General features: G+C 68.1%; 15 protein-coding genes and 1 pseudogene. 7 read left to right on the plus strand and 9 right to left on the minus strand.

Annotated features, from left to right (window positions below):
• Positions 1–198 (plus strand): annotated as a pseudogene (locus tag FHW58_RS00005) (hydrolase); the annotation flags it as partial.
• Positions 199–261: 63 nt separating this feature from the next.
• On the opposite strand, the gene FHW58_RS00010 reads toward FHW58_RS00005, so the two are convergent.
• Positions 262–1,509 (minus strand): MFS transporter, encoded by a 1,248-nt coding sequence (locus tag FHW58_RS00010; RefSeq protein WP_179671059.1) that lies wholly within the window; start codon positions 1,507–1,509, stop codon positions 262–264.
• Positions 1,510–1,615: 106 nt separating this feature from the next.
• Here FHW58_RS00010 and FHW58_RS00015 point away from each other — a divergent pair, with 106 nt between their 5' ends.
• Positions 1,616–3,208: a sensor domain-containing diguanylate cyclase gene (locus FHW58_RS00015; protein WP_179671060.1), complete on the plus strand. Its 1,593-nt coding sequence runs from the start codon at positions 1,616–1,618 to the stop codon at positions 3,206–3,208.
• A gap of 223 nt (positions 3,209–3,431) precedes the next feature.
• On the plus strand, positions 3,432–5,156 hold the full coding sequence (locus FHW58_RS27755) for a methyl-accepting chemotaxis protein (protein ID WP_179671061.1): 1,725 nt from the start codon (positions 3,432–3,434) through the stop codon (positions 5,154–5,156).
• 14 nt (positions 5,157–5,170) lie between these two features.
• Here FHW58_RS27755 and FHW58_RS00025 read toward each other — a convergent pair whose 3' ends face one another.
• Together FHW58_RS00025 and FHW58_RS00030 are read right to left on the minus strand one after the other, a co-directional pair.
• Positions 5,171–5,641 (minus strand): Dps family protein, encoded by a 471-nt coding sequence (locus FHW58_RS00025; RefSeq protein WP_373996609.1) that lies wholly within the window; start codon positions 5,639–5,641, stop codon positions 5,171–5,173.
• Positions 5,538–6,527, minus strand: a complete 990-nt coding sequence (locus tag FHW58_RS00030) for an ABC transporter substrate-binding protein (RefSeq protein ID WP_179671063.1) — start codon at positions 6,525–6,527, stop codon at positions 5,538–5,540. The genes FHW58_RS00025 and FHW58_RS00030 overlap by 104 nt, the downstream gene beginning before the upstream one ends.
• A 121-nt stretch (positions 6,528–6,648) precedes the next feature.
• Between FHW58_RS00030 and FHW58_RS00035 the strand changes: the two genes are divergently transcribed.
• Positions 6,649–7,587 (plus strand): LysR family transcriptional regulator, encoded by a 939-nt coding sequence (locus FHW58_RS00035; RefSeq protein WP_179671064.1) that lies wholly within the window; start codon positions 6,649–6,651, stop codon positions 7,585–7,587.
• Here the strand turns inward: FHW58_RS00035 and FHW58_RS00040 are convergent.
• From FHW58_RS00040 to FHW58_RS00050, 3 genes are read right to left on the minus strand one after another with little or no spacing between them, the layout of a single operon-like run.
• Positions 7,584–8,993: an efflux transporter outer membrane subunit gene (locus FHW58_RS00040; RefSeq protein ID WP_373996610.1), complete on the minus strand. Its 1,410-nt coding sequence runs from the start codon at positions 8,991–8,993 to the stop codon at positions 7,584–7,586. The two genes, FHW58_RS00035 and FHW58_RS00040, sit on opposite strands and share 4 nt — an antisense overlap.
• Positions 8,990–10,138, minus strand: a complete 1,149-nt coding sequence (locus tag FHW58_RS00045; RefSeq protein ID WP_179671065.1) for an efflux RND transporter periplasmic adaptor subunit — start codon at positions 10,136–10,138, stop codon at positions 8,990–8,992. Before FHW58_RS00045 ends, FHW58_RS00040 begins: the two co-directional genes overlap by 4 nt.
• Entirely contained in the window at positions 10,131–13,403 is a 3,273-nt protein-coding gene (locus FHW58_RS00050; protein WP_179671066.1) for an efflux RND transporter permease subunit, read from the minus strand. Before FHW58_RS00050 ends, FHW58_RS00045 begins: the two co-directional genes overlap by 8 nt.
• 368 nt (positions 13,404–13,771) lie before the next feature.
• Here FHW58_RS00050 and FHW58_RS00055 point away from each other — a divergent pair, with 368 nt between their 5' ends.
• The gene (locus tag FHW58_RS00055; RefSeq protein ID WP_179671067.1) at positions 13,772–14,059 is read left to right on the plus strand and encodes an alpha/beta fold hydrolase; all 288 of its coding nucleotides are present in this window, start codon (positions 13,772–13,774) and stop codon (positions 14,057–14,059) included.
• A 90-nt stretch (positions 14,060–14,149) separates the two neighbouring features.
• Here the strand turns inward: FHW58_RS00055 and FHW58_RS00060 are convergent, their stop codons facing one another.
• The 3 genes from FHW58_RS00060 to FHW58_RS00070 are packed head-to-tail and all read right to left on the minus strand — an operon-like array spanning position 14,150 to position 16,246.
• Positions 14,150–15,490 carry a hypothetical protein gene (locus FHW58_RS00060; protein ID WP_179671068.1) on the minus strand — a complete coding sequence of 447 codons (1,341 nt, stop codon included), beginning with the start codon at positions 15,488–15,490 and terminating at the stop codon, positions 14,150–14,152.
• A complete protein-coding gene (locus tag FHW58_RS00065) occupies positions 15,487–15,915 on the minus strand; it encodes a DUF305 domain-containing protein (RefSeq protein WP_179671069.1) in 429 nt (142 codons plus the stop codon). Before FHW58_RS00065 ends, FHW58_RS00060 begins: the two co-directional genes overlap by 4 nt.
• A 4-nt stretch (positions 15,916–15,919) precedes the next feature.
• Positions 15,920–16,246, minus strand: coding sequence for a CzcE family metal-binding protein (locus FHW58_RS00070; RefSeq protein WP_179671070.1), 327 nt, complete (start codon positions 16,244–16,246; stop codon positions 15,920–15,922).
• A gap of 128 nt (positions 16,247–16,374) precedes the next feature.
• Here FHW58_RS00070 and FHW58_RS00075 point away from each other — a divergent pair, with 128 nt between their 5' ends.
• Together FHW58_RS00075 and FHW58_RS00080 are read left to right on the plus strand one after the other, a co-directional pair.
• Positions 16,375–17,046: a heavy metal response regulator transcription factor gene (locus FHW58_RS00075; RefSeq protein WP_179671071.1), complete on the plus strand. Its 672-nt coding sequence runs from the start codon at positions 16,375–16,377 to the stop codon at positions 17,044–17,046.
• A complete protein-coding gene (locus FHW58_RS00080) occupies positions 17,043–18,461 on the plus strand; it encodes a heavy metal sensor histidine kinase (RefSeq protein WP_179671072.1) in 1,419 nt (472 codons plus the stop codon). Before FHW58_RS00075 ends, FHW58_RS00080 begins: the two co-directional genes overlap by 4 nt.
• Positions 18,462–18,478 lie beyond the last annotated feature (17 nt).

An 18,478-nucleotide genomic window follows, 5' to 3' on the forward strand; every position in this document is an offset into this window, starting at 1 on the left:
GAACGCGCCGTGGCGCGCATGGTGCAAGCCGGCGCCCGCCCGATGACCTCGCTGCAATACCTGCTGGAACTGCAACGCGACTGGGCCCGCGGCGAAACCTACAACGAAACGGTGGCCACCTCGATCGCCCACGGCGGCGGCTACGGCCTGGGCCTGATCTACGCCAAAACCATGTTCAACGCCGCCGAAGGCCACTAAAACCACACCGGGGTCAGTGCCGACATTCGGACAAATGTCCGAATGTCGGCACTGACCCCGGTGTTATGAGGCTGCGGCCGGGGCCCATTGGCGGCGGAATAGCAGCAGCGTGCTGGCGGCGCCGAGCAGCAGGAACACGAAGATCGCTTGCATCGGCAGCGCGTAGCCGCCGCTGATGTGCAGCAGCCAGCCCGACAGGCTGGCCGACACGCCCCCAGCCAGGCTGGTCGCCACCTGCAGCAGGCCGGTGCTCAGGCCGACCGCCGGCTGCGGGATCAGCGTCAGTTTGGTCAGCGCCAGGTTGTTGGCGGTGACCAGCCCCAGCAGCGAGAGCGATACCACGTTCCACAGCAGCGCCATCTGCAGCGTGTCGGCGTAGGCGCCCAGCAGCACCGTGGTGGCGCCGATGAAGCCGGTGACGATGAAGGCCTTGCGCACCCGCAGCGCGTCATGGCCGCGGGCAATCAGGCGGTCGGCGGACCAGCCGGCCAGCGCGGCGACGATGGCGATGCCGGCGAAGCTGAAGAAGGTGTACACCCCGGAGCGCTGCAGCGACAGCCCGCGCTGCTCGACCAGATAGGCCGGCATCCACGTCATGCAATAAATGTAGAAGTAGCCGTAGCAGAAGTTGTTCAGCAGGCCGCCCCAGATCACCGGGCTGGCCAGCAGGCGCCGCAGTGGCACCGTCGCCGCCTGCGCCGCCCGCGCCGCCAGTTCGCCGCGCGACGGGTAGTCGTTGCGCAGCTGCGTCAGCCACGGCCACAGCCACAGCAGCCCGGCCAGGCCGGTGGCGAAGAACATCGTCTGCCACGACTGGTGGACGATCAGCCAGGCGCCGATCAGCCCGCCCAGCGCCGGCCCCATCTTGCCGCCGATCGAGAAGATGCCCAGCGCCGTGCCGCGCTGGTGTTCGGCGAAGCGGTTGGCCAGGTAGCGGTAGGTGGCCGGCAGCACCACGCCCTCGGCCATGCCGATCAGCAGCCGCACGCCGATCAGCGCCGGCAGCGTGCCGACCAGGCCGGTGGTGGCGGCGGCCACGCACCACACCGTCAGGCAGACGGCGTACGGCCACTTGACGCCGTAGCGGTCCACCAGCCAGCCCATCGGCATCTGCATCAGCCCGTACGACCAGAAGAAGGCCGAACTCAGCCAGCCGCGCTCGACGCTGCTCAGGCCGAACTGCTGGACGAAGCCGTGGTCGGCCAGCGCCGATGACAGGCTGCTGCGGTCGAGGAAGGAAATCATCTGTCCCAGCGCCAGCAGCACCACGATCAGCCAGGGCCGCTCCGGCAGCGCGCGTTTTGTTTCCATGCCCATCTCTGCAATCGAAAAGACTGACAGTCTAGGCATACTCCGCCGTGGACCGCGCCTCCCATACGGCAAGCCAGCACTGACTTATTGTAAAATTGCAACTAAAATGCAACTATTCACACAGGATGCCCGCATGCCGCGCTTGCCGCTGAAGTACGTTCCGTCGATACGTTTCAAACTGATGTGCCTGGTGCTGGCCTGCATCCTGCCGGCGGCCCTGCTGGCGGCGCTGCTGGCGGCGCTGCTGATCGGCTACGACTACCGCCTGAGCTACGACAACTTCACGCACAGCGCGCTGGCCACCGCGCGCGCCAACGCCATGGACGTGGACCGGGAGCTGGCAGTGGTGGAGTCGGCGCTGGTCGGCTTGTCGACCTCGCCCGACTTCACGCTGCGCGACCTGCGCGCCTTCGATGCGCAGGCGCGCCAGCTCGGCGCGCGCCAGAACATCTTCAACCTGGTGCTGGAAGACGCCGGCGGCCAGCAGCGCATGAACACCTTCCGTCCCTATGGCGCCGCGCTGCCGCGCGAGCCGGATTCGGCGTCGCTGCGCTTCATGCGCGAGCACGACGCCACCTTCATCTCCAGCCTGTTCTTCGGCCCGCTGGCGCGGCGGCCGATGGTGGCGGTCGGCATTCCGCTGACCTCGCGCGACGGCGCCTGGTGCGCGCTGACCGCCACCATCGCGGTCGAGCGCTTCGGCGCCATCCTGCGGCAGCAGCAGTATCCGCCGCACTGGATCACCAGCATCATCGACCGCGGCGGCCGCATCGTCGCGCGCACCGCCGACATGGAGCGCTTCGTCGGCACCCCGGCGCTGCCGCTGGTGCGCGAGCGCGTGCGACGCCAGCAAGAAGGCGCGTTCGAGACCGAAACGCTGGACGGCAAGCCGATCCTGGCGGTGATGGCGCGCGCCCCCCAGTCCGGCTGGACGGTGGCGATCGGCATTCCGCTGGTCACGCTCAAGGCCGAGATGCGGCACAAGCTGTGGTCGCTGGTGCTGGTGACGGTTGGCCTGCTCGGCGCCGGCCTGCTGGCGGCGTGGCGCATCGGCACCCGCATCCGCCGCGCCGTGCACGGGCTGGTGGCGCCGGCGCTGGCGCTGGGGGCCGGCGAGGCGGTGGCGCCGGCGGCGTACGGCATGCGTGAGGCGGACGCGGTGGGCGAGGCGCTGGCGCGCGCCTCGGCCATGCTGCTGAAGGCGCGGCACCAGGCCACGCACGACAGCCTGACCGGCCTGGCCAACCGCGCCATGCTGCACGACTTCCTGGTGCACCAGCTGGCGATCAGCCAGCGCAGCGGCGCGCCGCTGGCGGTGCTGTACCTGGACCTGGACCGCTTCAAGGCCATCAACGACACCCATGGCCACGCGGTAGGCGACGAGCTGCTGATCGGCGCGGCGGCGCGGCTGCGCTCGCAGTTGCGCAAGGCTGACCTGGCGGCGCGCCTCGGCGGCGACGAGTTTGCCGTGCTGCTGGCCGACACCGACGCTGCCGACACCGCGCGCGTGGTATCCAAGCTGTCGGCGCTGCTGGCCGAGCCTTACCAGATCCAGGGCCTGCGGCTGGCGGCCGCCGCCAGCATCGGCGTGGCGCTGTACCCGGCGCACGGCGACAGCCCGGCGCAGTTGCTGGAGGCCGCCGATCAGGCCATGTACCAGGCCAAGGCGGCGCGCCGCCAGGCGGCCGGGCACGCCTGACGGGCCGTCGGCGCTGTCTGCGCCGAAAGACGGAGGCCGGACTATCACTTGTTATATGGAAATTATTCCGCTAAGCTGATCGCACTCTCCTCGGCGCCGCCCGTCCGCTTCCGCCGGATGGCGCCTAATCAAGACGGCCGCACCCCCGCCGTAGCGCATGCTCGTGGCGCACGCCTTGCCCGCACAGGGCCGCCATCGAATTACCCGCGACTGGACAAAGACTATGTTTGCTAACCTCACTATTCGTACCCGGCTCATCGGCACCATGGCCTTGCTGGGGATCCTGATCATCTTTATCGGCGTGCGCGGCATCCAGGCGTTGCATACATCCAACACTGTGCTGAAGGATGTGTACAGCAATTCCATGGTGTCGATGAAAGCCATTTACGAGGCGCAGATCCAGATCGACCGCGCCCGCCTGTCGCTGGACCGGGTGGCGATGGCGCCGGACGCGGCCAACGTGCCGGACATCCTCAAGCGCACCCAGGACTTCATCGACGGCAGCGAAAAATTCTGGAAGAGCTATTACTCGCTGCCGTTCGGCGAGGGCGAAAAGGCGCTGGCCGACCAGGTGGCCACGCAGCGCGAGGCGCTGGTCAAGGATGGCCTGCTGGTGGCCATCAAGGCCATCACCGAGAAGAACAAGCCGGAGATCGACCGCATGATGCTGAGCGAGGTCACGCGCCTGTTCCGCCTGTACACGGACAGCTCGGAAAAGCTCACCAGCTACCAGCTCAAGTCCACCGCCGACCAGTACGAGGCCAGCCAGGCCGCCTACCAGCGCAACATGGTGCTGGCGATCGCCGCCATCGTGGTCGGCATCGGCCTGGCGGCGGTGTCCGGCCTGCTGCTGCTGCGCGCGGTGATGAATCCGCTGGACCAGGCGCTGGCGCTGTTCCACGCCATGGCCGGCGGCAACCTGGCCAACCACATCGAGCACGGCCGCAAGGACGAGATGGGCGAGATGATGGAGGGCCTGGGCGCGATGCAGGAACGGCTGGCCAGCACCGTGCGCAGCGTGCGCGAGGGCAGCGACGCCATCGCCACCGCGTCCAGCGAAATCGCTGCCGGCAACCTCGACCTGTCGCGCCGCACCGAGCAGCAGGCCGCCAGCCTGGAGGAAACCGCGTCCTCGCTGGAGGAGCTGACGTCGACCGTGCGCCAGAATTCGGACAACGCGCGCCAGGCCAACACGCTGGCGGCGTCGGCCTCGGACATCGCGGTCAAGGGCGGCGAGCTGGTGACGCGCGTGATCGACACCATGGGCTCGATCACCGAATCGTCCGACAAGATCGCCGACATCATCGGCGTGATCGATGGCATCGCGTTCCAGACCAATATCCTGGCGCTCAACGCGGCGGTGGAAGCGGCCCGCGCCGGCGAACAGGGCCGCGGCTTCGCGGTGGTGGCGACCGAGGTGCGCAACCTGGCGCAGCGCTCGGCGGCGGCGGCCAAGGACATCAAGGCATTGATCACCGATTCGGTGGAGAAGGTCGGCAGCGGCAGCGCGCTGGTCAACGAGGCCGGCACCACGATGCAGGAGATCGTCACCAGCGTCAAGCGCGTGACCGACATCATCAGCGAGATCAGCTCGGCCGGCCGCGAGCAGGAAATCGGCATCGAGCAGATCAACACGGCGGTGGCCGAGATGGACACGGTGACGCAGCAGAACGCCGCGCTGGTGGAAGAGGCGGCGGCGGCGTCGCAGGCGATGCAGGAACAGGCCGCGCGGCTGGCCGAGATGGTGGCGGTGTTCCAGGTGGCAGGCAGCGTGGCCGCCCGCCAGGCACCGGCCGCGCGCGTGGCTGCGGCCGCCGCGCCGGCGCCGCGCCAGCCGGCGCTCAGGCTGACGCCGCGCCCGGCCGCCCAAGCCGCCGCCAAGCCGTCGCCGGCCGCGGCACCGCGCAAGGCCCCGGTCGACAACAGCCAGGAGTGGGAAGAATTCTGACGGCGGTCAGGCGCTTATTCTTCCAGCAGGCTGCGCAGCATCCACGCGGTTTTCTCGTGGACGTCGAGGCGCTGGGTCAGCAGGTCGGCGGTCGGCTGGTCATCGGCCTCGTCGACCACCGGCAGCAGCTTGCGCGCGGTGCGGGCGGTGGCTTCCTGCGCGGCCACCAGGTGGCGCACCATGTCCAGCGCGGCCGGCACGCCTTCCACTTCCTTGATGGTCGCCAGCTTGGCGAACTGGGCGTAGGTGCCCGGCGCCGGATAGCCCAGCGCGCGGATGCGCTCGGCGATCTGGTCGAGCGCGGCCCATTGTTCGCTGTACTGGGTCATGAACATCTGGTGCAGCGAGTTGAACATCGGACCCTTGACGTTCCAGTGGAAGTTATGGGTCATCAAGTACAGCGTGTAGCTGTCGGCCAGCAGGCCGGACAGACCAGCCGCGATCTTGGCGCGGCTTTTCTCGGTAAGACCGATGTCGATCTTCATGGTTTTCACACCCATCGTTATGCTCCTTGGCTAAGTCGGTTGACGCCGTCATTGTAGCGCCATGGCGGCCGCTCTGCCTGTCCCGCTGGCCAGAGTCGGGCGGCGGGCCGGCGTCGGCCACCGCCCACTTGCGGTTCAGCGCGCCGAGTTCACCGCTGGCGCGCAGCCGGCACAGCGCCGCCTCGATGCGCCGCATGGTGACGGGCGGCACCTGCCGGCCCACCATCAGGTAGGCCGGCGCCTCCAGCATCACCGCCGGCAGCACCCGCACCTGGCCGCGCGCCAGGTAATGGCGGATCACCGGATGGGCGCCTGGCTGGCGGTAGTAGAAGAAGCGGCCGCGCCCGGCCAGCAGTTTGTCGAGGTTGTGCCGCACCGAACTGGAACCGGCGTCCACGCGCAAGGCCGGCATGGCGGCCAGCAGCTGGCTGGGGCCGGTGCCGTGCATCGACAGCACCACGTTGTCGGCGCCCAGCGCGGCGACGTCGCGCCAGTTGGCGACGGAGGCGGGATCGGCGGCGCGCGCCAGCAGCACGTAGCGCAGCGAGAACAGCGCTGGCTGCAGCAGGCGTTCCTGCGGCCGCTGCGGATTGGCGGTCATGCCGCAGGCCACGTCCAGCAGGCCGGCGTGCAGGTTGGCCTCGATCCGGGCCGACGGGCGCCATTGCTGCTCGCCGCTGAAGCGCAGCCCGGCGTCGGTTTTTTCGATGGCGCGAAAGATGTCGACGCACAAGCCGTCGACCACCGCTTCGCCGTCATGGTCGGCCCTGACAAACTTGGGCTCGGAATCGGTCTGGGCGGCGGTGCGCAGCACGGTGGCGGCCGGCGCGCGGCCGGCGGTGAGGCCGGCGAGGATCAGGCCGGGCAGGGCGGTCAACCAGTTCATGACGGGCTCTCGGTCAGCAATGGCGGAAACCTCAGCGTAGGCCCCGGCCCGGCCACAAGCAATGCCGTCCGCCGTCCGATGTTTACGCTCAGCGTAACGATGGTGTTATGATCCAGACATCATGATGATCGACGACGTGATTACGCTGCGCAAGCTCGAAGTGTTGTTGACCTTCATGCAGGTCAACAACCTCACGCGCGCCTCGGAATTGCTGGGGCAGAGCGCGGTCAGCGTGCACCGCGCGCTGCATTCGCTGGAGGAGGGGCTGCGCTGCCCGCTGTTCAAGCGCGAGGGGCGCAAGCTGGTGCCGCTGCCGGCCGCCTACGCCTTCGCCAATTACGCGGAGCGCGCGCTGGGCGAGGTCGACAAGGGCGTGCGCAAGGCGCGCGAGGTGGCCGGCTTCGACACCGTGTCGCTGAAGATGGGGTCGCTGTACTCGCTGACGCTGCGCTGCGTGCCGCAACTGATGACCGGGCTGCGCCAACGCAAGCCGGAACTGCGCATCGATTTGACCATGGGCTCCAACCGCGAACTGTTCCAGGGACTGGCGGACGGCGTGCTGGATGCGGCCGTGGTGGGCGTGGCGCCGGTTTTCCATCATCCCGAGTTGCAGAGCGTGCCGTTGTTCGACGACAGCCTGTATCTGGCGGCGCCGGCACCTTCGCCGTACGCGGGGCGCGGCGCGATTGACCTGCTCGATCTGCGCCACGAAAAATTCGTGCGCCTGGCCGATGGCTTCGCCACCGCCGAGAGTTTCGACCACGCCTTCGGGCAGGCCGGCTACCGGCCCGAGATCGCGGTCTCGGTCGGCGACATTTTCTCGCTGATCAACCTGATTGGCGGCGGCCTTGGCTACAGCCTGCTGCCGGGGCGGGTGGCTGATTTCAGCCCGCGCATGCAGCTGCTGCCGCTGGCGCCGCGCTATGCCAGCAGCCAGCGCGTCACGCTGCTGTTTCCGCGCAACCGCGAGCGCGATCCCAAGCTGCTGGCGCTGGCCGCCGAATCCCGGCTGTACCGCCATGCCGGCGGCCAGGCCGGCCAGACCTGCCAGGGGGATTAGCCGGCGCTCCAGCCGCCGCCGATGGCCTTGACCAGCTGCACGCCGGCCTGGCGGTAGCGGGTCGTCAGGTCCAGTTCGCTGCGACGCGACTGCAGGTAGGCGGTCTGCGCCGTCACCACTTCCAGATAGCTGGCCGCGCCCTCGTCGTAGCGCTTCTTGGCCAGGTCCAGCGCGCGCTTGGCGGCGTCGGCGGCCAAGTGGTCGGACTTGGCCGCCTCGTCGTAGTTGGTCAGCAGCGACAGCTGGTCCTCGACTTGCTGGAACGCGGTCAGCACCACCGAACGGTAGCGCGCGCCGGCTTCATCCAGCTGGGCCTCGGCGCCGGCGATCTGCGCCTTGCGGCGGCCGCCGTCCAGCAGGCTGACGGCCAGCGTCGGCCCCACCGCCCAGAACAGGTTGGAGGCCTGGGCGAAGCGGCCGAAGTCGCTCGACTGGAAGCCGCCCGAGGCGTTCAGCGTCAGCGACGGGAACAGCGCGGTGCGCGCCACGCCGACCTGGTCGCTGGCGGCGGCCACGCGCAGCGCGGCGGCGGCGATGTCCGGCCGCCGCTGCAACAGCTGCGACGGCAGGCCGACCGGCAGCGCCGGCGTGACGAAGCCGTTCTCGTTGGGCGCCAGCGAGAAACTGGCGGCGTTGGCGCCGACCAGCGCGGCGATCGCGTGTTCCTGCACATTGCGCTGGGCCTGGCGCTGGCGCAGCAGCGAGCGGGTCGACTCCAGCTGGGTTTCAGCGCGCGCCAGGTCGAGGCCGGAGGCGGTGCCGCCGTCGTGGCGCTGGGTGATCAGCTCGGCCTGGCGCTTGTACGCCACCTCGGTTTCCTTCAGCAGCTTGAGGTCGGCGTCGGCGCCGCGGAGGGCCAGCAGCGTGTCGGCCAGCTGGGTCTGCAGCGACAGGCGCGCCGCCGCCAGGTCGGCGTTGGCGGCGCGTTCCTGCGCCACGCCGGCGCGCACCTGCTTGCTGATGCGGCCCCACAGGTCGACTTCGTAGCCGAGGTCGAACTGCAGCGTGCCGCTGTTGTAGTCGGCCGGCGAGGTGGCGCCGCGCAGCGGCTTGAGGTCGGACTGGCGGTCGCGCTGGCCGTTGAGCGAGGCGCCCAGCGTCGGCGATTGCGCCGCGCGAAGCACGCCGGTGGCGGCCTGCGCCTGCTGGTAGCGCGCCAGCGCGCTGGCCAGGTCGGGGCTGTTGGCGATCAGCTGTTGCTGCAACTGGTCGAGCTGCGGGTCGCCGTACATTTTCCACCAGTCGGCCGGCAGCGCCGGCGCCTTGGCGTTGGCGTCGGCCCAGCCGGGCGGCAGGTCGCGGAAGCTGTCGGCCAGCGGCACCGCCGGCGGCTGCTGCGGCGGCGCGTCGGCACAGGCGCTCAGGGCCAGCGCCAGGGCGAGGGTAGTCGGATAGAGGATCTTCACAGCTTGGCCTTGGTGTTGTTGGCGGCGGCCACGCGCACCAGGTCGCCGGTGGCGACGCCGTCCGGCGGGTTGGAAATCACCTGGTCGTTGCGGTCGATGCCCGACGCCACTTCCAGCACGTTGCCGAGGTCGCGGCCGACGGTGATCTGCTTCATCACCACGCGGTTGTCCTTGCCCACGGTGGCCACCTGGGTGCCGGCCTTGTTGAAGATCAGCGCGCTTGGCGGAATGCTCAGCGCGGCGCTGCTCAGCGGCGCGTCGAAGTGGATCGACGCGTAGCCGCCCGGCAGCAGCTCGCGGCTGTCGTTCTGCACGGTCAGCTGCACCAGCATAGCGCCGGAGCTGGCGTTGATGGCCTGCGACAGCGATTGCACGGTGGCGGTGTAGGTCTTGCCCGGACGCTCGGGCACGCTCAGCTCGGCCTTGTCGCCGACCTTGATCGCGGCCACCTGGCGCTGCGGCACGTTGACGTAGACGCGCAGGCGGCTGATGTCGGACACCACGAACAGTTCCGAGCCGGGCGCGCCGCCGACGCTGATCAGCGCGCCGACGTCGGTGTTGCGGGTGGTGACCACGCCATCGAACGGCGCCACCAGGCGGGTGTAGTGCTGCAGCGCCTGCACGCGGTCGACATTGGCCTGCATGGCGCTGACGGCGGCCTGCTTGGCGGCCAGGTCGCCGGCCTTTTCATCGGCTTCCTGGCGCGACACGGCGTCTGCCGCCAGCAGGCCCTGCCAGCGCTTGGCGGTGCTGGCCGCCAGCGTCAGGTTGCTGCGCGCGCTGGCCAGTTCGGCCTTGGCCTGCAGCAGTTGCTGGTCGAGGTCGGGCGTTTCGATGTCGGCCAGCGCCTGGCCGGCCTTGACCGGCGCGCCGATGTCGACGCTCCAGCTCTTCAGGTAGCCGCTGACGCGGGCGTAGATCGGCGCGCGCTGCCACGGCTCGATGCGCGCCGGCAGTTCCAGCGGCGCGCCGGTGATTTGGGTGGCGGCCAGCACGTTGACGGTCGGCACGATCGGCGCGCTGGCGACGTTGACTTGTTCCGCCTCCGAGTGGCGGCTGATGATGCCGGCGGCGATCAGCGCGGCGGCGACGACGAGCAGACCCAGGGCCAGCGGCTTGTGACCCGTACGAGAAGTGTTAGACATGGACAGGTGCTCCGGAAATAGGTTGGTCGTTGGAGAGTGAGGTGGGCGCGTGCTTGCGGTGCACCAGGCTGAACACCACGGGCACGAACAGCAGGGTGGCGGTGGTCGCGAAGATCAGGCCGCCGATGACGGCGCGGCCCAGCGGCGCGTTCTGCTCGCCGCCGTCGCCGAGGCCGAGGGCCATCGGCAGCATGCCGATGATCATCGACAGCGCGGTCATCAGCACCGGACGGAAGCGCACCGAGCCGGCTTCCAGCGCGGCCTTTGTGGCGTCGCCGAGTTCCTCCAGGCGCTCGCGGGCGAAGGAGATCACCAGCACCGAGTTGGCGGTGGCCACGCCCATGCACATGATGGCGCCGGTCAGCGCCGGCACCGACAGCGTGGTGTTGGTGGCGAACAGCATCCAGACGATGCCGGCCAGCGCGGCCGGCAGCGCCGACACGATCACCGCCGGGTCCAGCCACGACTGGAAGTTGACCACGATCAGGAAGTAGATCAGCACCACCGCGCCCAGCAGGCCGAACAGCAGGCCGGCAAACGCGCGGTCCATGGTCTTGACCTGGCCCAGCATCTGCGCCGACGAGCCCTTGGGCAGCTCGGCCTTGGTTTCTTCCAGGATCTTGTTGATGTCCTTGGCGACGGCGCCGAGGTCGCGGTCCTGGGTGGTGGCGTAGATCTGCACCATCGGCGCGATGTCGTACTGGCTGACCACGGCCGACTGGGTGGCGCGCTGGAACTTGGCCACGCCGCCCAGCGTGGCGGTGCTGGTGGTGGCGCCGTTACCGACCGGCAGGTTGGCCAGCGACGACAGCGAGTCCAGCGTCGGCTGCGGCGTCTGCATGACGATCGGGTAGCTGACGCCGTTGGCCGGATTCAGCCAGAAGGTCGGCGCCACCTGCGACGAGCCGGCCAGGTTGACCACCATGCTGTTGGTGATGTCGCGCGTGTTCAGGCCCAGTTGCTGGGCCTGGGTGCGGTCGATGTCGACGTTGAACACCGGCGCCTTGTTCGACTGCTGGATGCGGGCGTCGGCCACGCCCTTGACGGCGCGGATGCGCTTGAGCAGCTTCTCGGCGTAGGCGTAGTTGCCGTCGATCTTGCCGCCGCGGATCTGGATGTCGATCGGCGCCGGCGCGCCGAAGTTCAGGATCTGGCCCACGATGTCGGCCGGCGGGAACGAGAAGGTGGTGTCCGGGAACTCTTCCGGCAGCGCCTTGCGCAGCTGGCGCACGTAGTCGGCGGTCGGCGCGTGGTCCTCGCTGAGGGCGATCTGGAAGTCGCCGTCCTGGGTGCCGATCATGCCGGTGTTGTTGTAGGTGATGTTGATCGCGCTGGCCGGCACGCCGATGTTGTCGGTCATGGTGACGATTTCCCTGGACGGAATCACGCGGCGGATGGCCTGCTCGATCTTGGCGAAGCGGGCGGCGGTCTCCTCGATGCGGGTGCCGACCGGCACGCGCACGTGGATCAGCACCTGGCCGGCGTCCACCGACGGGAAGAAGTTACTGCCCAGGAAAGGCACCATCGAGAACGAGGCCAGCACCACCACCATGAAGCCGATGATGAATTTCTTGCGGTTGGCCACCGCCGATTCCAGGATGCCGTAGTAGCCGGCGCGCAGGCGCTCGAAGCGGGCCTCGAAGGCGCGCTGGAAGTTGACCAGCGGGTTGCGCGACGGCGGCAGCGCGGCAGCGCCGCCGTGACCGTGGGCGTGGCCCTCGCCGGTGTCGTGCGGTTTCAGCAGGTAGTTGGCCATGGTCGGCACCAGCGTGCGCGACAGGATGAACGAGCAGATCATCGCGAAGATCACCGCCTCGGCCATCGGCACGAACAGGAAGCGCGACACGCCCTCCAGGAAGAACATCGGCACGAACACGATGCAGATGCACAGCAGCGAGACGAAGGCCGGCGTGGCGATCTGCGCGGCGCCGTCCAGAATCGCGTTCTCGACCGATTTGCCGTGCTCCAGGTGCCAGTTGATGTTTTCGATGGTCACGGTGGCGTCGTCCACCAGGATGCCGACCGCCAGCGCCAGGCCGCCCAGCGTCATCAGGTTGAGCGATTCGCCGATGGCTGACAGCGCGATGATCGAGCCCAGGATCGACAGCGGAATCGACACCGCGATGATGATGGTCGAGCGCCAGCTGCCGAGGAACAGCAGGATCATCAGGCTGGTCAGCGCGGCGGCGATCACGCCCTCCGACGCCACGCCTTTAATCGCGGCGCGCACGAACACCGACTGGTCGTTGATCGGCGTGACCTTGAGCGCGTCCGGCCAGCCGGCCTTGAGCGTGTCGATCTTGTTGCGGATGCCGTCGACAATCGCCAGCGTCGAGGTGGTGCCGTTCTTCAGCACCGACATCAGTACCGAGCGGCTGCCGTCGACGTGCACCACGTTGGTCTGCGGCGCGTTGCCGTCGTGGACGTTGGCGATGTCGCCGAGGTAGATGGTGGCGCCGTTGACCACCTTGACCGGCAGGCGCGCCAGGTCGGCGATGGCCGACGGCGCACTGTTCAGCTGGATCGTGTATTCGAGCGAATCGATCTTCTGCGTGCCGACCGGGGTCAGCACGTTCTGCGCCGCCAGCGCGTTGGCGATGTCCTGCGCCGACAGGCCGCGCGCCTGCAGCAGCGCCGGATCGACGTCGATCTGCACCTGGCGCTGCTTGCCGCCATACGGCAGCGGAATCGCCGCGCCCGGCACGCTGACCAGCGGCGTGCGCACGGTGTTGGTGCCGAGGTCGGACAGCTGCTGCTCGGTCAGGCCCTTGCCGGACAGCGCCACCTGCAGGATCGGCACGGTGGCGGCGTTGTAGTTGATGATCAGCGGCGGCGTGATGCCGGCCGGCATCTGCTTCAGCAGCGCCTGCGAGATCGCCGTCACCTGGGCATTGGCCACCGCCACGTTGACGCCGGGCTGGAAGAAGATCTTGACGATCGACACGCCGGTGATGGTGTTGGCCTCGATGTGTTCGATGTCGTTGACCGTGGTGGTCAGCGCGCGCTGGAACAGGGTCGAGACGCGGCCGGCCATCTGGTCGGGCGGCTGGCCGGTGTACTGCCAGGCCACGGCGATGACCGGAATCTTAATGTCCGGGAAAATGTCGGTCGGCGTGCGCAGCGCCGACAGCGGACCGATGATCAACAGCAGCAAGGCCATGACCACGAATGTATAGGGACGCCGGAGCGCCACGCGGACGATTTCAATTAACACAAAGTTACCCCCAGGGACAGACTGACCGGACAATATAGCGCGGTGCAGCATTTTGAATAATGCGGCGGCATCGCATGACCTTATGAGCCAGGCTAATCAATGCCAAGGTGACGCGTTGTAGCAGACAGACAGACAATTGCTACATTAGTGAATAATTTTATCGTTTAAATCGTTATGGCTGACTTAAGAATTGTTTCTGGCATGTATCAATCTGACCATAGGCACTATTCCGCGATGGAATGTAATCTGTTTGTCATCCGGGCGTCATCCTGCCGTTAGAGAGGGATACTTATACTGGTTTCACTTTATAACCCTATCAGTCGAGAGGGAACAAACGATGACTGGCCGGCGCGGCGTCGGCCGAAGTCAATCATATCGTACAGGTGCACGGCTTTGCGCGATTGAGCGAGGAGGCGTTGGTGCGCGACTTTGGCGGCGACCTCGATCCGGCGCGCGCCCGCGTGCTGTACGCGGGGCAGGGACGGATTGCGCAGACGCTGTTCAGTGGCCGCGCCACGCAGGCGGCGTGGAAGGTCAAGCCGACGTATTACGCGGTATCGGCCAACGACCGCACCACCTCGCCGGAGCTGGAGCGTTTCCTGGCCAGGCGCATGGGCGCCAAGACGATTGAACTGCCGTCGAGTCACCTGCCGATGATCTCGCACGCCGACGACATCGCCGCATTGATACTGGAAGCGGCCAAATAAACAAACCCCGCGCGCTTGCACCACAACGCGCGCCGCTCCACTTAGGGGTCTGACCCCGTACGGGGTCAGACCCCGCCGGGCCGTGCGGGGTCAGCGCGCGCTGACCAGCACCGCCGCGCCGCCGGCCTCCTTGACCGTGATCGCCCCATCCGCATGGCCCGGCCCGATCATGGTGCCGTTGGCCATGCCCATGGCATTGGTGCGGAAGCTGCCAACCGGCGCCATGCCGCCGCCGGCATACACGTTATACTGCGTATCCGGCTTCAGCTTGTACAAGAACGCCTCGATCGACTCCACCACGCCGAGGCTGCGCACCACCACGAAGCCCTTGCCCTCGCCAGCCACCGGCTTGAGCTGGATATTCACCGCATCCTGATTCACGCGCGGCACCAGGTTGGCCGCATCGCCGCCCGACCGCGCCACATTGGACAGATACACCAGCGCCTGCGGCGCCTGGCCGCCGCCGATGGTGGCGATCACCTTGTTGCTGGCGGTATCGATCACCTGCACGCCGTCGCCATTCTCCAGCCCCACGTACACGCGGCTGTTGTCATCCGAGGTCCACGCACCGTGCGGCAGCGCGCCGGTCGGAATGGTGGCCAGCAGGCGCGCGGTCGGGCCGGTGCTGTACACCTTGACCACATTCTCGCCGCCCACCGTCACGTACGCGCGCACCTCGCCGCCCACGGTGGCGAACGCCAGGTGGTTGGTGATGAAGCCGGTATCGATGACGCCGGTCACCTCCAGCGTTGTGGTGCTGATGCGCGTGACCTTGCCCACGTCCTTGTGCGTCATCCAGATTTCGCCATGGTCCGGCGTAAACTGCAGGAACGGCGAGAACGGGCTGACCACGCTGATGCGCTTGATGATGGTGTGCGAGGCCACGTCGATCACGTCCACGGACGGCGTGAAGCTGGACACGGCAAACGCCAGCTTGCCGTCCGGATGGAACTGCACCATGCCCGGACCCAGCGCGGTCTGGATGCGGCGGGTTTCCTTGAACGTGAGCGGATCGATCACCGAGATATAGTCCTCGCCGCGCACCACCACCCACACTTCCTTGCCGTCGGCGGTGAAGAAGCCCTCGTGCGGCGAGCGCCCCACGTAGGTTTTGCCCTTGACCTGGTTGGTGGCGGTATCGATGAAGGTGACCGAATTGGAGCCGTTGGAGATGGCGATCAGCGTCTTGTGGTCGGGCGAAAAGCCCAGGCCGTGGACATTGATCTCGCCGCGGTACAGCGGCGACAGCACGTCCGGGCGGCTGTTGCCCAGCTTGATCTGCCCCAGCAGCGTGTTGCTGGCCGGGCTGAACACCGACACGGTATTGGTGTTCTGGTCGGCCGTGTAGACGCGGTCCAGCGGCGAAATGGCGGCCAGGGCGTGGGCGCTGAGCGCCACGCCGATGGCCGCCGCGAAGGCGGGTTTCCTCATTTGCGAGTCTCCTTGGTGGGGTGGTGTTGCAGCCAGGCCTGCATGACCTGGATTTCAACCTGCTGCTCAGCGATGATGCCCAGCGCCAGGTTGCGGATTTCCGGATCCTGGGTCGACAGAAGCACTGCTTTTGCCATGTCGACAGCGCCCTGATGATGGGGCATCATCATGCTGACGAAGTCGTGGTCCGGGTCGCCGTTCATGGGCGCCTGGCGCATGCCGGCGTCCATCACGGCCATGGCGTCGTCCATCAGCGCGGCGAACGGCTTGGCGCTGCTGGCGACGAACACCGGCGGCGCCGACGTCGCAGGCGCTGGCGCCGGCTCGCCGCCATGCTGGTGGTGGTCCTGGGCGCTGGCCGCCGCCGCCGCGAACGGCAGGACGGCGAGGGCGGCCAGGCGGGCAAAGCGGGCGGCGGCGCGCATCGGCTTAACCGCGGTACAGCGGGTTGCTGGCGACGTACACGGTGACCTTGCCGGCGGCCACGCCGGCCGGGGCGATCTTGGCCAGGTCGAAGGCCTCTTCCTGGTGCAGGGTGTCGAAGTGCCAGGTGAAGGCCTTGCCGTCGACGTTGAAGGTCACGGTGTCGCCGTTGTCGACGTTGACCCATTTGGTGTCGGCGCCGATGGTGACCTGGCGGTCGGCGCCGGCCTTGGCGGCGGCCATGCCGAATGCCTGCTGCGGGGCGGTGGCGGCGTGGGCGGCGCCGGCGAACAGGGCGGCGGCGATGACGGAGGTGCGCAGTACGTTGAACATGATGGTTTCCTTTCGGGGTGAAGTGACGATGGAACCAGTGTACGGAGCGCGCGCTGACAGCAAGATGACGCTCAAATGACAAATTTGTAATCCTCAAGCGGCAACAAACAACCGACAATGACGCCATCATGAAAATACTGATTGTTGAAGACGAGCCCAAAGCGGGCGACTATCTGGTCAAGGGCCTGCAGGAATCGGGCTACGTGGCCGACCTGGCGCGCAACGGCGTCGACGGCCTGGCGCTGGCGCAGGAGCTGGATTACGACCTGATCGTGCTGGACGTGATGCTGCCGCAGATGGACGGCTGGCAGGTGCTGGCCAGGCTGCGCGAGCGCAAGGAAACGCCGGTGCTGTTCCTGACCGCGCGCGACGACGTGGCCGACCGCGTCAAGGGCCTGGAACTGGGCGCCGACGACTACCTGGTCAAGCCGTTCGCCTTCGCCGAGCTGCTGGCGCGGGTCAAAACGCTGATGCGGCGCGGCCCGGTGCGCGAGGCCGAGGTGCTGCGCGTGGCCGACCTGGAAATCGACGTGCTGCGCCGGCGCGTGGCGCGCAACGGCCAGCGCATCGAGCTGACCGCCAAGGAGTTCGCGCTGCTGCACCTGCTGGCCAAGCGCCACGGCGAGGTGCTGTCGCGCACGCAGATCGCGTCCATGGTGTGGGACATGAATTTCGACTCCGACACCAACGTGGTGGACGTGGCGATCCGCCGCCTGCGGGTCAAGATCGACGACCCGTACCCGGTCAAGCTGGTGCAGACCGTGCGCGGCATGGGTTACCTGCTGGAAGCGCGCTCGTGAAGCGCCGCCCGCTGTCGCTGACGCTGCGCGTGGCGCTGCTGCTGTCGGCCGTGGCGGTGACCGTCTTCGTGGCGGTGGGCGCCTATCTGTACCAGACGCTGCAACGGCAGATGGCGCGCCGCGACGACGTCGAGCTGATCGCCAAGGTCGACCAGATCCGCCGCGTGCTGGCCGAGCTGCCGTCGGTGTCGGCCATCGCCCGCGACGCCCGGCCGCTGACCGACACGCTGAGCGGCCACAATGACTTCATGCTGCGCGTGAACGGCGCCGACGGCAAGCCGCTGGTGCAGACCTCGGTCACCTCGCGGCCGCTGCCGCACGTCGACAGCGTGCCGGCGCAGCGCGCGCCGACGCTGGAGGACATCCACGACTGGCAGCCGGCGGTCGGCATCGGCCGCATGGTGCGCGCGGCCGGCCTGGTGGGCGTCAACCCGGCCAGCGGCGCCGGCGGCGAGCCGGTGCAGATCACGCTGGCGCGCGAGCGCTCGGACCGGCTGAAGCTGCTGCGCGCCTACGTGGCCGACCTGTTGATGGCGCTGTGCGGCGGTGCCTTGCTGGCCACGGCGCTCGGCTACGCGGTGGTGCGCTACAGCATGCGCCAGTTCCGCTCGGTCATCGCCAAGGCGGACGACATCAACACCAACCGCCTCAACACGCGCTTGTCGGTGGACGACGCCCCGGTCGAGCTGCGGCAGATGGGCGAGGCCTTCAACGCCATGCTGGACCGGCTGGAGGATGGCGTGCAGCGCCTGTCCGGTTTCGCCGCCGACCTGGCGCACGACATGCGCACGCCGGTCAACACGCTGATGGTGGAAACCCAGGTGGCGCTGGCGCGCCCGCGCACGGTGGAGGAATACCAGGCGCTGCTGGCGTCCAACTCGGAGGAGTACGAGCGGCTGGCGCGCATGATCGAGAACACGCTGTTCCTGGCGCGGGTGGACAACGCCCAGCTGGCGCTGCAGCGCGAGCCGCTCGACCTGCAGGTGGAACTGCAGCGCATCCACGACTATTTCGACATCCTGGCCGAGGACGTGGGCGTGCGCATGACGGTGGAGGCGGCGCCGCTGCGCGCCGAGATCGACCCGGTGCTGCTGCAGCGCGCCGTCAACAACCTGGTGTCGAACGCCATCCGCTACACGCCGGCCGGCGGCGAGGTGCACCTTTCGGCGCGCGCGGTGGACGGCGGCGTGGTGGTGGCGGTGCGCAACACCGGTCCCGGCATCGCGCCGGAACACTTGCCGCACATCTTCGACCGCTATTACCGGGCCGACCAGGCGCGCTCCGACCAGGCCCATTCGGCCGGGCTGGGCCTGTCCATCGTGCGCGCCATCATGGAGTTGCACGGAGGTAATATTTCGGTCGACAGTCAGCCGGGCGCGTCCACCACGTTTTCGCTGTTTTTCAAAAATATTTAAAAAACCGTGTCGATTTT

The sequence above is a fragment of the Duganella sp. 1224 genome, assembly GCF_013408245.1.
GTDB lineage: Bacteria > Pseudomonadota > Gammaproteobacteria > Burkholderiales > Burkholderiaceae_D > Rugamonas.

What these genes read in the sequence shown, in the direction of transcription:
- FHW58_RS00010 (WP_179671059.1), bottom strand. Translation starts at nt 1,509, where the DNA reads ATGGAAACAAAACGCGCGCTGCCGGAGCGGCCCTGGCTGATCGTGGTG.
- FHW58_RS00015 (WP_179671060.1), top strand. Translation starts at nt 1,616, where the DNA reads ATGCAACTATTCACACAGGATGCCCGCATGCCGCGCTTGCCGCTGAAG.
- FHW58_RS27755 (WP_179671061.1), top strand. Translation starts at nt 3,432, where the DNA reads ATGTTTGCTAACCTCACTATTCGTACCCGGCTCATCGGCACCATGGCC.
- FHW58_RS00025 (WP_373996609.1), bottom strand. Translation starts at nt 5,641, where the DNA reads ATGAAGATCGACATCGGTCTTACCGAGAAAAGCCGCGCCAAGATCGCG.
- FHW58_RS00030 (WP_179671063.1), bottom strand. Translation starts at nt 6,527, where the DNA reads ATGAACTGGTTGACCGCCCTGCCCGGCCTGATCCTCGCCGGCCTCACC.
- FHW58_RS00035 (WP_179671064.1), top strand. Translation starts at nt 6,649, where the DNA reads ATGATGATCGACGACGTGATTACGCTGCGCAAGCTCGAAGTGTTGTTG.
- FHW58_RS00045 (WP_179671065.1), bottom strand. Translation starts at nt 10,138, where the DNA reads ATGTCTAACACTTCTCGTACGGGTCACAAGCCGCTGGCCCTGGGTCTG.
- FHW58_RS00050 (WP_179671066.1), bottom strand. Translation starts at nt 13,403, where the DNA reads ATGCTGCACCGCGCTATATTGTCCGGTCAGTCTGTCCCTGGGGGTAAC.
- FHW58_RS00060 (WP_179671068.1), bottom strand. Translation starts at nt 15,490, where the DNA reads ATGAGGAAACCCGCCTTCGCGGCGGCCATCGGCGTGGCGCTCAGCGCC.
- FHW58_RS00065 (WP_179671069.1), bottom strand. Translation starts at nt 15,915, where the DNA reads ATGCGCGCCGCCGCCCGCTTTGCCCGCCTGGCCGCCCTCGCCGTCCTG.
- FHW58_RS00070 (WP_179671070.1), bottom strand. Translation starts at nt 16,246, where the DNA reads ATGTTCAACGTACTGCGCACCTCCGTCATCGCCGCCGCCCTGTTCGCC.
- FHW58_RS00075 (WP_179671071.1), top strand. Translation starts at nt 16,375, where the DNA reads ATGAAAATACTGATTGTTGAAGACGAGCCCAAAGCGGGCGACTATCTG.